The sequence below is a fragment of the Xenorhabdus vietnamensis genome, assembly GCF_002127535.1.
Classification (GTDB): domain Bacteria; phylum Pseudomonadota; class Gammaproteobacteria; order Enterobacterales; family Enterobacteriaceae; genus Xenorhabdus; species Xenorhabdus vietnamensis.
This window is the reverse complement of sequence record NZ_MUBJ01000020.1, coordinates 1-13,322: the sequence shown is the minus strand read 5'-3', so window position 1 is coordinate 13,322 and position 13,322 is coordinate 1. Positions and strand designations below refer to the sequence as shown.

11 protein-coding genes are annotated in these 13,322 nt (G+C 41.8%); 8 read left to right on the top strand and 3 right to left on the bottom strand.

Translation table 11 applies throughout. The features are described from left to right. Positions 1 to 3 precede the first annotated feature (3 nt). Entirely contained in the window at positions 4 to 798 is a 795-nt protein-coding gene (gene tatC, locus Xvie_RS25640) for a Sec-independent protein translocase subunit TatC (RefSeq protein WP_086108883.1), read from the top strand. A gap of 168 nt (positions 799 to 966) precedes the next feature. Next, positions 967 to 1,983, top strand: coding sequence for a porphobilinogen synthase (gene hemB, locus Xvie_RS25645; protein WP_086108884.1), 1,017 nt, complete (start codon positions 967 to 969; stop codon positions 1,981 to 1,983). Positions 1,984 to 2,073: 90 nt separating this feature from the next. Here the strand turns inward: hemB and rfaH are convergent, their stop codons facing one another. Then, the gene (rfaH, locus tag Xvie_RS25650) at positions 2,074 to 2,577 is read right to left on the bottom strand and encodes a transcription/translation regulatory transformer protein RfaH (RefSeq protein WP_086108885.1); all 504 of its coding nucleotides are present in this window, start codon (positions 2,575 to 2,577) and stop codon (positions 2,074 to 2,076) included. Between the two features lie 453 nt (positions 2,578 to 3,030). Between rfaH and ubiD the strand changes: the two genes are divergently transcribed. After that, complete coding sequence (ubiD, locus tag Xvie_RS25655; RefSeq protein ID WP_086108886.1) at positions 3,031 to 4,503, top strand: 4-hydroxy-3-polyprenylbenzoate decarboxylase; 1,473 nt, start codon at positions 3,031 to 3,033, stop codon at positions 4,501 to 4,503. Between the two features lie 10 nt (positions 4,504 to 4,513). After that, positions 4,514 to 5,215 (top strand): NAD(P)H-flavin reductase, encoded by a 702-nt coding sequence (gene fre, locus Xvie_RS25660; RefSeq protein ID WP_086108887.1) that lies wholly within the window; start codon positions 4,514 to 4,516, stop codon positions 5,213 to 5,215. 156 nt (positions 5,216 to 5,371) lie between these two features. On the opposite strand, the gene fadA is transcribed toward fre, so the two are convergent. After that, a complete protein-coding gene (gene fadA / locus Xvie_RS25665; protein WP_086108975.1) occupies positions 5,372 to 6,535 on the bottom strand; it encodes an acetyl-CoA C-acyltransferase FadA in 1,164 nt (387 codons plus the stop codon). A gap of 11 nt (positions 6,536 to 6,546) precedes the next feature. Beyond that, positions 6,547 to 8,733, bottom strand: coding sequence for a fatty acid oxidation complex subunit alpha FadB (gene fadB, locus Xvie_RS25670; RefSeq protein ID WP_086108888.1), 2,187 nt, complete (start codon positions 8,731 to 8,733; stop codon positions 6,547 to 6,549). A 273-nt stretch (positions 8,734 to 9,006) separates the two neighbouring features. Between fadB and pepQ the strand changes: the two genes are divergently transcribed. Genes pepQ through hemG form a run of 4 tightly spaced genes read left to right on the top strand, consistent with a single transcriptional unit; the run spans position 9,007 to position 13,040 of the window. After that, entirely contained in the window at positions 9,007 to 10,341 is a 1,335-nt protein-coding gene (gene pepQ, locus Xvie_RS25675; RefSeq protein ID WP_086108889.1) for a Xaa-Pro dipeptidase, read from the top strand. Then, positions 10,341 to 10,952: an IMPACT family protein gene (locus tag Xvie_RS25680; RefSeq protein WP_086108890.1), complete on the top strand. Its 612-nt coding sequence runs from the start codon at positions 10,341 to 10,343 to the stop codon at positions 10,950 to 10,952. The genes pepQ and Xvie_RS25680 overlap by 1 nt, the downstream gene beginning before the upstream one ends. 37 nt (positions 10,953 to 10,989) lie before the next feature. Beyond that, entirely contained in the window at positions 10,990 to 12,441 is a 1,452-nt protein-coding gene (trkH, locus tag Xvie_RS25685) for a Trk system potassium transporter TrkH (RefSeq protein WP_086108891.1), read from the top strand. 50 nt (positions 12,442 to 12,491) lie between these two features. Further along, positions 12,492 to 13,040: a menaquinone-dependent protoporphyrinogen IX dehydrogenase gene (gene hemG / locus Xvie_RS25690; RefSeq protein ID WP_086108892.1), complete on the top strand. Its 549-nt coding sequence runs from the start codon at positions 12,492 to 12,494 to the stop codon at positions 13,038 to 13,040. Positions 13,041 to 13,322: the final 282 nt, after the last annotated feature.

Genomic DNA, 13,322 nt, shown 5'->3' with positions numbered 1-13,322 from the left:
AACATGTCTGTGGATGATACTCAACCCCTTATCAGTCATCTGATTGAACTGCGTAAGCGGATTTTAAATAGCTTAATTACTGTGCTGGTAGTGTTTCTGGCATTGGTTTATTTTTCCAATGACATTTATCGGCTTATTGCTGCTCCTTTAATGGAACAATTACCCAAAGGCGCAAATATGATTGCAACAGATGTTGCATCGCCTTTTTTTACACCGATTAAACTAACTATCATGGTGTCTATCTTTGTTTCGGTACCCATGATCCTCTATCAAGTATGGGTATTTATTGCACCGGCATTGTATAAGCATGAACGGCGTTTGATTATGCCCCTACTGTTTTCCAGTAGTGTATTGTTTTATCTGGGAATGCTATTTGCGTATTTTGTTGTCTTTCCCATTGCGTTTGGTTTCTTTATCAAGACGGTACCAGCAGGTGTTGTGATTTCGACAGATATCAGCAATTACCTGAGCTTTGTCATGGCACTCTTTATGGCTTTTGGTGTTTCATTCGAAATACCCATTGCCATTATTCTTCTGTGTTGGAGTGGGGTAGTTACGCCAGAATCTCTGAAAAGAAAACGTCCTTATATTTTAGTCGGGGCGTTTGTGGTTGGTATGCTGTTAACCCCCCCAGATGTTTTCTCACAAACTTTGCTGGCTGTTCCCATGTATTTGTTATTTGAGTTGGGAGTGTTGCTTTCGCAGTTCTATGTTGGAAAATTAGGCAGACGTAAATCCACCAATCCAGAAGATGAATTAGAATTAGATAGTGATACTGATGGTAATTTTAAAAAATAATCTGATTCTAATCATTTATGATTATCGCTAATTGATTGATAGTACTAACTGATTAATAGTACTAACTGATTAATAGTACCAACTGATTGATAGTGCTGACATCATTGTCATAAAGCGATGGCTATTAACCCAGCGTTCTGTCGCTGGGTTTTATATTAGGAGAGCTGTATGAGCTATGTATTTCCGGGGGCATTTCCCGGTCGTCGTATGCGCCGTGTGCGCCGCCATGATTTTTCCCGCCGCTTAGTTGCTGAAAATCAACTTACCGTTAATGACCTGATTTACCCTGTATTTGTTATGGAAGGAACGAATCAGCGTCAGGAAGTGTCTTCAATGCCAGGAGTGTATCGTCTGACAATCGATCTTTTGCTGAAAGAAGCAGAAGAGATTGCCCGACTGGGTATTCCTGTTTTATCTCTGTTTCCGGTTATTGAAGCGGACAAAAAATCATTGGATGCGAAAGAAGCCTATAATCCTGACGGCTTGATTCAACGTTCTGTTCGCGCTTTGAAAGATGCTGTTCCGGAGTTGGGTCTTTTGACGGATGTCGCACTTGATCCATTTACTATCCATGGGCAGGATGGTGTTATTGATCAAGATGGTTATGTTATCAATGACATTACCAAAGATATTTTGGTTAAGCAGGCACTATCTCATGCTGAAGCTGGGGCTGAGATTGTTGCACCAAGCGATATGATGGATGGTCGTGTCGGTGCCATTCGTGAGCAGCTTGAGGTGGATAATTATCTCAATACCCAAATTATGGCTTATTCTGCCAAATACGCTTCTTGTTACTATGGGCCATTTAGGGATGCCATTGGTTCCAGCAGTAATCTGAAAGGCGGTAATAAAATGACCTATCAGATGGATCCTGCAAACAGTGATGAAGCGTTGCAGGAAATTGCACAGGATTTGCAGGAAGGTGCAGATAGCGTCATGGTTAAACCTGGTATGCCATATTTGGATGTAATTCGTCGAGTGAAAGATACTTTTGGTGTGCCAACATTTGCTTATCAGGTTTCTGGTGAATATGCCATGCACATGGCGGCCATTCAAAATGGTTGGTTGAAAGAACAGCCAGCGATTATGGAATCACTATTGTGTTTTAAACGAGCAGGTGCTGATGGAGTCTTGACTTATTTTGCCAAGCGTGTAGCGCAGTGGTTACATGAGCAGAAATACTAAGTTTATTCACGTTATTATTAAAGAGAATCTGCTCCGCTATATAATATAGACAATAAACACTGAAAACGGGCAATTTTGCCCGTTCTCTGATTAAATTTTGATGAAATGCTTATTATCTAATATTTTAGGGACTTCTTTATTAAGAATCTTCAGCAAGATAATGGATCGGGTTTCCCCATCCGGTTCGTTATAAATTGCTTGGATGCCTTCGAAAGCACCTTCAGTAATCAAGACCGTATCACCAGTAATTGGGGTCTCTGGTGCAATATATTCCTGCTCTGTGATAGACATTAACTCATCAATTAATGTTTGTGGAATAATATCTGGTTCTCGAGTGTTAAACTGAATGAAATAATTTACACCGCGTGTTGATTTAATGGTCGTGGTATGGATAACCTCTGCATCAAAGTAAACAAACAGATAATTGGGAAACAGTGGCTCAGTAACAGTGGCTCGCTTGCCCCGTCTGATTTTTTCAATTTTGACTGTCGGTGTCAGGCAAATAACACCTTGCCTTTCTAAATGCTCTATTGCCCGAAAAACTTGCCCTCGTTTACAGTAAAGAAGACGCCACCCCGGTCCCTTTGTTCCCATAATATTTCGACTCCATTGCATAGAATATCTAGCATAACAAAACTAGTACTAAAGGGTCATTAGTAAAGATAGAAGTTATTTTAAGTGTAATCTGTATTTTTCTATAGTCTGCAGTGCTTATTTTCAATTAAAGCCTATATATTACGTTAATGGTGGAAAATCCATCACTAGTGCATGAATGATATAATTATTTGATTTTCACAAAGGAAACGGAAGATGGAAGTATTTTTGCTGAGTAATGGTAAACTCCCCCGGTAATAATAAAACATTTCCTGAGCAATTTGGTACGCAGATTTTAGCTGATTGGGTACCATTCCGTTGCATCTGAAGAATCTGATCCACAAGATTGCACTAAGTCCATTGCTTTTTGGCAAGTTATGAGTTTACCTTGTAACCCTCATGGGAGGGCTTATAATGGCTCTCCCTCCTTAAAAATCGGCACAAATGAACAATATGAAATATCACGATCTAAGAGACTTTCTTTCCTTGTTGGAACAATCAGGTGAATTAAAACGAATTCGTATAGAGGTTGATCCATATCTGGAAATGACTGAAATTGCAGATCGTACTCTTCGTGCCGGTGGTCCTGCTTTATTATTTGAAAATCCGAAGGGATATTCGATGCCTGTGTTGTGCAACTTGTTTGGGACACCTAAACGTGTTGCTATGGGAATGGGGCAGGATAATGTTAAGGCATTACATGATGTTGGTAAATTATTGGCTTTCCTTAAAGAACCTGAGCCACCGAAAGGATTTCGTGATTTGGTAGATAAATTGCCTAAATTTAAACAGGTTTTGAACATGCCAACCAAACGCCTTAGTTCTGCGCCTTGTCAGGAACAAATTTGGGCAGGAGATGAGGTGGATCTTACCCATATTCCAGTTATGCATTGTTGGCCGGAAGATGCCGCCCCATTGATTACATGGGGATTGACGGTGACTAAGGGGCCTAATAAAGAGCGCCAGAATCTGGGTATCTACCGTCAACAGGTATTGGGTAAAAATAAGTTGATTATGCGTTGGTTATCACATCGTGGTGGTGCACTTGATTTTCAGGAGTGGTGTCAGGCCAATCCGGGAGAGCGTTTTCCTGTGTCCGTTGCATTGGGGGCCGATCCTGCCACGATATTGGGGGCGGTTACTCCAATTCCTGATACTTTATCCGAATATGCGTTTGCTGGATTATTGCGTGGGCACAAAACGGAAGTTGTTAAATGTATATCTAATGATCTGGAAGTGCCCGCCAGTGCTGAAATTATCCTTGAGGGTTACATTGAGCCTGATGAAATGGCACCGGAAGGGCCATATGGCGATCATACCGGTTATTACAATGAAGTAGATATGTTCCCGGTATTTACGGTGACACATATTACTCAGCGCAGCGATGCTATCTATCATTCCACTTACACTGGGCGTCCACCGGATGAGCCCGCAGTTCTGGGCGTTGCGTTGAATGAAGTCCTGGTACCAATACTGCAAAAACAATTTCCTGAAATTGTAGATTTTTACTTACCACCAGAAGGCTGCTCCTATCGGCTCGCTATCGTTACAATGAAAAAACAATATGCAGGTCATGCCAAGCGAGTGATGATGGGGGTTTGGTCATATCTGAGGCAATTTATGTACACTAAATTTGTTATCGTTTGTGATGATGATATCAATGCGAGAGATTGGAATGATGTCATCTGGGCGATAACAACGCGAATGGACCCGCAAAGAGATACTGTCTTAATGGAAAATACACCAATTGACTATCTCGATTTTGCATCTCCTGTTTCTGGGCTAGGCTCAAAAATGGGGCTGGATGCAACAAATAAATGGCCAGGAGAGACACAAAGGGAATGGGGGCGTCCGATAGTGATGAGCGATGAGATTCGGACCCGTGTCGATGAAATTTGGGATCAATTAGATATTTTGAAGCAATAAGAGGGAACGCATGACAACATTGAGCTGTAAAGTAACTTCAGTTGACTCCATTACAGATACAGTTTACCGAGTTCGTTTATTGCCTGATTCACCTTTTTCTTTTCGTGCAGGGCAATATTTGATGGTGGTTATGGATGAAAGGGATAAACGCCCTTTCTCCATGGCATCATCACCATCAGAAAAACAGATAATTGAATTGCATATTGGTGCTTCTGAGCTGAATCTTTATGCGATGGCAGTAATGGATAGGATTCTGGATCAGAAAGTCATTGATATTGATATTCCACATGGTCAAGCATGGTTTCGTGAAGGTAGTGAAAATCCTATGTTATTAATTGCTGGCGGAACGGGATTTTCATATACACGTTCTATCTTGTTGGCGGCTTTGGAAGAAAATCCCCATAGAGAAATCTCTATCTATTGGGGAGGACGGGAGTTGCAACACCTGTATGATTTGGATGAGTTACAATCATTGAGTAAAAATCACCCTAATTTGACTGTTGTTCCTGTAGTTGAACAGGTTGATGAACACTGGCGTGGGAGAACGGGGACAGTTCTTAGTGCAGTTTTGGAAGATTTCGGTAATTTGTCAAACCATGATATCTACATTGCAGGTCGCTTTGAGATGGCAAAAATTGCTCGTGAACGGTTTTGTAGTGAACGCGATGCTTCTATCGATCGCATGTATGGAGATGCATTTGAGTTTATTTGAGTTGTTTGTCAGTAAAATAAAACGATAAAAATAAAAAAACCCGCCCCTGACAGGCGGGAAACTACGGCAACAACTTATTTAGAGTGACGCAATAGACAAGACAGACAAGGGAAAAAATTATTAAATTTCAATCGACAGTTACTCTTTCTAGCTGTTTTATACTCTTTCAATAATCGTAGCAATGCCTTGACCTAACCCGATGCACATGGTTGATAGCCCAAACTGGACATCTTTACGTTCCATCAAGTTAAGCAGAGTGGTTGTGATACGAGTACCAGAACATCCTAGTGGGTGGCCAAGAGCAATTGCACCTCCGTTCAGGTTGACTCTGTCATCCATACTATCCAAAACATTCAGTCCTTTCATGCAAGCCAGAGATTGTGCTGCGAATGCTTCGTTCAATTCCATTACGCCAATGTCTGCAAGACTTAATCCGGCTTTTTTCAGGGCCATTTGTGTTGCAGGAACAGGGCCATAACCCATAATAGAAGGATCACAACCGACAACTGCCATTGAACGGATACGAGCGCGAGGTTTTAATCCTAATTCCCTGGCTTTGCTTTCACTCATGATCAGCATTGCAGAAGCACCATCAGACAGCGCTGAAGAGTTTCCCGCTGTAACGCTTCCGGTGACAGGATCAAAAACAGGACGCAGTGCAGCCAAATCTTTTAGATTAGTGTCTGGGCGGATCACTTCATCAAAATCGACGAGTTTTAGATTTCCATCAGCATCATGCCCATATATAGGAACGATTTCGCTGGCGAAAGCTTGTGACTTGGTTGCTTGTGCCGCGCGTTGATGGGAACGCAGGGCAAATTCATCCTGCATTTCGCGGCTAATATTGTGCATTTTGGCCAGCATTTCCGCTGTCAGCCCCATAACACCTGCTGCTTTGGCAACATTACGGCTTAATTTGGAATGAAAATCAACTCCGTGTGCCATGGGAACATGCCCCATATGCTCAACGCCGCCAACCATAACAATATTGGCATCGCCAGTCATAATCATGCGGGCGCCGTCGTGCAGTGATTGCATTGAAGAACCGCAGAGGCGGTTAACTGTTACAGCGGGAACTGAATGGGGAATACCTGCCAGCAAAGCAGAATTGCGTGCAATATTAAACCCTTGTTCAAGTGTTTGTTGCACACATCCCCAAGAGATATCATCAATATCTTCAGGCTTAACAGCGGTATTGCGCTTGAGTATTGATTTCATCAGATGTGCGGAGAGATCTTCGGCACGGACCTGACGGAATACACCACCTTTTGAGCGCCCCATTGGGGTACGGATACCATCAATAATAACTACGTTTTCCATGTTTTCAGACCTCACACTTTTTCACCTGGATTAACAGCAAGTTCTGCTGGTGCAGGGTAATAACTTTCATTGCTTTCGGATTTTGCTTTCAGGCCAGCGGGTACGTGATAAAGTGCGCCCAAATGAGCATAACTTTCTGCCATCTTCACGTAGGCTGCAGTTCCCATTGTATCCAGATAACGGAAAACACCGCCATGGAATGGAGGAAAACCTAAACCATACACTAAGGCCATATCCGCTTCTGCTGGGCTGGCAATAACACCTTCTTCTAAGCAGCGAACAACTTCGTTAATCATTGGGATCATGGTTCGTGCAATGATCTCTTCGCCAGAGAAAGTATGTTTCGGTTTACCGATGCCTGCCAATAACTGATCGGTAGTTTGATCCTGCTCTTTTTTCGGTTTGCCTTTTTTATCTTGGGTATATTTATAGAAACCAACGCCATTTTTTTGACCATAACGTTGATTTTCGAATAATACATCAATGGCATCCCGGTAATCGCGGCTCATACGGTCTGGGAAACCCTGGGCCATGACAGCTTGTGCGTGGTGGGCAGTATCAATGCCGACAACATCAAGGAGATAAGCAGGACCCATTGGCCAGCCAAACTCTTTTTCCATGATTTTATCGATTTGACGGAAATCTCCACCATCACGCAGCAACATGCCAAAACCAGCCAGATATGGGAACAATACACGGTTTACAAAGAAACCTGGGCAGTCGTTGACAACGATGGGTGTTTTACCCATTTTACTGGCATATGCGACAACACTTGAAATAGTCTTGTCTGAAGTTTTTTCTCCGCGGATGATTTCAACCAACGGCATACGATGTACTGGGTTAAAGAAATGCATACCACAGAAGTTTTCTGGGCGTTTTAGCGATTTTGCTAATTCAGTGATTGGGATAGTCGAGGTATTAGAAGCCAGAATGCAGTCATCATTGATGTGTGATTCTGTTTCTACCAGAACTGCAGCTTTAATTTTAGGATTTTCAACAACAGCTTCAACAATGATCTGAGATTGCTCAATGCCAGCATAATTAAGCGTTGGCCGAATGGATGCCAGAATTTTGGCCATCTTCATGGCGTCTAAGCGTCCACGCTCAAATTGTTTATGCAGCAATTTAGCCGCTTCATTGATACCTAAATCCAGCGCTTTTTGATTGATGTCTTTCATCAAGACAGGAACGCCCTTGCGCGCTGATTGATAGGCAATACCTCCACCCATGATCCCTGCACCCAGTACTGCTGCATGTTCAGGTGTTGTGACGGTTTGCAGGTGTTTTTTTGCCAGCCCTTTGACATATTGGTCATTCAGGAAAATGCCTACTAAAGCACGTGCAACGGATGTGTGTGCTAACGATACAAAACTAGCAGATTCCAGTTTCAAGGCTTCATCGCGACCTAGTGTAGCGGCTTTTTCAATGGTTTTTACCGCAGTGATTGGTGCTGGATAATGAGGGCCGGCAACCTTCATGACCATACCTTTTGCTACGGAGAAACTCATGGTACGTTCGATCTCATTGAGATTCAGTGGCATCAGCTTAGGCTGACGAGCCGCCTTCCAATCCAAGTCTCCACAAATGGCCTGTTCTAAAACTGAAATGGCAGAATCAGTCAATTTTTCGGCAGAAACTACGGCATCAATCAAGCCATTTTTCAGTGCTTCCTCTGCATTAATATCTTTTCCTGCAGAAATGATTTCGAGAGCATTATCTGTACCAATCAAACGGGGCAGACGAACAGAACCCCCGAATCCAGGCATAATACCCAGTTTAGTTTCTGGTAAGCCGATGCGGAGCTCTGGGGATGCAACGCGAAAATCTGTTGAAAGTGCCAATTCACATCCACCGCCAAGGGCGTAGCCATTAATAGCGGAAATAGTTGGAACTGGGAGATCTTCTATACGATTGAAAATATTGTTGGCAAGATTCAGCAGTTCATGCAATTTTTCTGCAGGTGCATTGAATAGTGATAAAAATTCTGTAATGTCTGCGCCGACAATAAAGGCTTGTTTTTCAGAGCGTAATACTAACCCTTTCAGTTCAGGCTCTTGCTCAAGAGCAGAAACGGCTTTATCCAATGAGGTAACTGTTTTGGTATCTAATTTATTAATTGCGGCTGGTGCATTGAAGATCAGTTCAGCAATGCCATCTTTCAGCCATTTTACTTGAATAGTTTCACTTAGGTAGAGCATGTCATTCTCCTCAATGAGTGCATACCATCTGGTATGACCAGATGAGGTTGATTGTGATTACTGTGTTAATTTAATGCAAACCAATGATTAACTTTTTGTAGGGCAGATCACAGGTAAGATTTATGACGGGTAGCAATATATTTTGTTATAACCTTGAAAAATATAAATATAGTTGCTTAATTTTAGAGAGGCGGATTTTTACGTCATAGCTCCCATAATAACGAGTTGTGGTAATATTTAAGCTCCCGTCAGTAAATCAAAAGGCTAATTAAGATGGAAAAGTTGGCATCTCTGTACCACGAACACATTAAAACCTTACAAAAACGTGCCTGCGAAATCTTGGCTCGGACTCAGCTTGACGCCCTGCTTATTCACTCAGGTGAATCATTACGTGTTTTTCTTGATGACAGTCATTATCCTTTCAAGGTAAATGCACACTTTAAGGCTTGGGTGCCTGTGACTAAAGTGCCGAATTGCTGGTTATGGATTGATGGTGTTAATAAACCCAAACTTTGGTTTTATTCACCAGTAGATTATTGGCACAGTGTAGAACCACTGCCTAATGGCTACTGGACTGAAGAAATAGAAATGATTCATTTGGCAAATGCTGAAGATATCAGCACAAAACTGAATGGATTATCAAAACAAAATACAGCTTATATTGGTGAACAAACAGAGCGTGCTAGATCTTTGGGAATTATTGATCACAATATCAATCCAAAAGTTGTTTTGGATTATTTAAGCTACCATCGTTCATATAAAACAGATTATGAATTGGCTTGCATGCGTGAGGCTCAGAAAACGGCCGTTAATGGTCATCAGGCAGCCTATGATGCATTTTTGTCTGGTGTGAGTGAATTCGAGATCAATATGTTTTATTTGATGGCAACGGGGCATCGTGATACGGATGTTCCCTATGATAATATTATTGCCTTGAATGAGAATGCGGCTGTTTTACATTACAATAAATTACGACAGAAAGTACCTTCTGAAATTCGTAGTTTTTTGATTGATGCTGGGGCTGAATATAATGGCTATGCAGCGGATATTACTAGAACCTATTCCGCAAAATCTAATAACGATTTCGCCTCATTGATAAAAGCTCTGAATGAAGAACAGCTGGCGATAATCGGTACGATTAAAACGGGAACCAGATATACTGACTACCATATTAAGATGCATCAACGTATAGCCAATGTACTGAAAAAACATGATATTATTCATGGAATCAGTGAAGAAAGTATGGTTGAGAAAGGATTGACAACACCATTTCTTCCGCATGGTCTCGGTCATCCTCTAGGTTTGCAGGTACATGATGCTGCTGGATTTATGCAAAATGATAGTGGAACCCATCTGGCTGCCCCGGAAATGCATCCTTATTTGCGCTGCACCCGTATCTTGGAGCCAAGAATGGTTTTGACCATTGAGCCCGGGATTTATTTCATTGAAACTTTATTAGCACAGTGGCGTGAAAGTGAATATCGTCAGCATTTCGACTGGAAAAAAATCGAAATGCTGAAATCTTATGGTGGTATTCGCATTGAAGATAACATCGTTATTCACGATGGAAAAATTGAAAATATGACCAGAGATTTACACTTATCGTAATGAAGCCTTATTTGATTCCTGCGGCTTCAGTCAGCTTTACTGAAGAAATAAAAAAGAGCCGTTTCATTACCCTGCTGGAGCATACCAGCGGGGTGGATGAAGCTAAGTTATTTATCCAAAGCATAAAAGAGCAATATCCTGATGCTCGCCATCATTGTTGGGCTTTTGTGGCTGGTGCGCCGGATGACTCACAGCAATTGGGGTTTTCTGACGATGGTGAACCTACCGGAACAGCCGGTAAGCCCATGATTGCTCAGTTAATAGGAAGTGGTCTGGGAGAAATTACCTCGGTATCTGTTCGCTATTTTGGTGGCATAAAACTTGGTACAGGAGGATTGGTAAAAGCTTATGGTAATGGCGTGCAGCAAGCTTTGAAATTGTTGCAAACCGAATACAAAGTACCGCAGAAACTGTACCAGTTACAATGTGAATATTCGCATATTTCAATGGTGGAACAATTGCTGCATCAATTCTCCGGACATGTGATTGCCAGTGATTACGCTGAAAATGTCACATTGCAAGTTTCACTGCCAGCTGCTCTTGCTGGGGAGATAGGTGATAAATTACGGAACTTAAGCCGTGGTGCTTTGTTTTTAATACCAAAATCATAGTGATTTGTTATACCTGATTTCTAAGGAACCAAGCCGAATGCATTTTCGCACCATAACCCGTATTGTTGGACTACTTGTCATTCTTTTCTCTGTCACGATGATTATTCCGGGAGTGGTGGCATTAATTTATCGTGATGGTGCAGGTAGAGCATTTAGCCAGACATTCATCTGTGCCCTTGTCATTGGCTTAATATTATGGGCACCCAATCGTGATCAAAAATATGATCTTAAACCTAAAGAAGGTTTTTTGATTGTCGTCCTTTTTTGGACTGTATTGGGAAGTGTAGGGGCATTACCGTTTATCTTCTCTGAAGAACCTAATCTTTCAGTTACAGATGCCTTTTTTGAATCGTTTTCTGGTTTGACGACAACAGGAGCCACGACATTAGTTGGTCTTGATCATCTTCCCAAGGCCATTTTGTTCTACCGACAAATGTTGCAATGGCTGGGAGGCATGGGAATCATCGTTCTGGCTGTAGCAATCTTACCTCTGCTCGGTGTTGGGGGTATGCAGCTTTATCGCGCCGAAATGCCGGGACCACTGAAAGACAATAAAATGCGTCCCCGTATCGCAGAAACAGCAAAAACGCTCTGGCTAATTTATGTCTTATTAACCATATCCTGTGCGGTGGCATTGTGGGCCGCAGGAATGTCGGTATTTGATGCTATTTCTCATAGTTTTTCTACCATCGCAATTGGTGGATTTTCCACTCATGATACCAGTATCGGCTTTTTCAATAGTCCAACCATCAATATTATTATTGCCATTTTTTTATTGATTTCGGGTTGTAATTTTGGCCTGCATTTTGCCGTCCTTTCTGGAAGAAGTTTGAAAGTGTATTGGCGTGATCCAGAGTTTCGGATGTTCATTACAATTCAATTAGCATTATTGGTAATTTGTATGCTGATATTATGGCAGCATTCCGTTTATGAATCAGAATTAGAGGCATTGAATCACGCTTTTTTTCAAGTTGTTTCTATGGCAACAACTGCTGGATTTACAACTGAAAAATTTCAAGGGTGGCCTCTATTTTTACCTTTCCTGTTGTTATGTTCTGCATTTATAGGGGGGTGTGCGGGTTCTACGGGAGGAGGTCTCAAAGTTATCCGTATTTTGTTATTGTTCTTGCAAGGCTCTCGTGAATTAAAACGTTTAGTGCATCCGAATGCGGTGTATACCATTAAATTAGGACAGCGGGCATTACCTGAACGCATTATCGAAGCAGTATGGGGATTCTTTTCAGCCTACGCACTTGTTTTCATTATTGGTATGTTGTCACTGATCGCAACAGGTATTGACGAACGTTCTGCTTTTTCTGCCATAGCTGCAACATTGAATAATTTGGGACCAGGATTAGGAACGGTTGCTGATAACTTTGTAACAGTGAGCCCGGCAGCTAAATGGATATTGGTTGTTACTATGCTATTTGGACGCTTGGAAGTATTCACATTATTAGTTCTATTTACACCAACTTTTTGGCGCGAATAGTGATCTATTGAACCTTTATATGAGAATCGCTGTTTAATAAGGGCGTATCTATGAGCTATTTATTGATCTATTCCACTCAGGATGGACAAACCAAAAAAATTATTACCCGTATAGCAGAGAATCTCCGTCGTGCTGGTATTGAATATGATTTAAGAAATCTTTCTACAGTGAAACAGATAAATTTGATGTCTTACCAAAAAGTAATGATAGGTGCATCGATACGTTATGGGCGTTTCAATTCTGCATTGCATAATTTTGTCATTTGCCATCAAAAACAGTTGAAGCAAATGCCAACAGCTTTCTTTGGCGTCAATTTAACGGCGAGAAAGCCAGAAAAAAGAACACCAGAAACGAATGCTTATGTACGTAAGTTCCTAACTAAAAGTCCATGGCAACCTGATTTATGTGGAGTCTTTGCTGGAGCTCTGTTTTATCCGCGCTATCGCTGGTTAGATCGCATTATGATCCAATTCATTATGCGAATGACTGGAGGAGAAACAGATACAACAAAAGAGATCGAGTACACTGATTGGGAACAGGTAGATTGTTTTTCTGAAGCATTTTTGCAAATATCGTGTGATAAAGAGCCTCAAAAATAGCCTTTTTGCTGATAGTTACGTCATTTTGAGGAAAAAAAACACGAACAGAAAAAAAATCAAAAAAAACTATTGTCACCGCCGTAAAACTCCCTATAATGCGCCACCACTGACCGACGCTGAGCTGAGACACGCCGCGGCGGGCAGCGAAGAAAAGCGAAAATAAGCGCTTGACTTCGGAGGCGAAAAGCGTAAGATACGCAGCCTCGCAACCGGGAAACGAATCATCGGTTGCAATGCTCTTTAACAATTGAATCAGACAATCTGTGTGGGCACTCGCAAGAC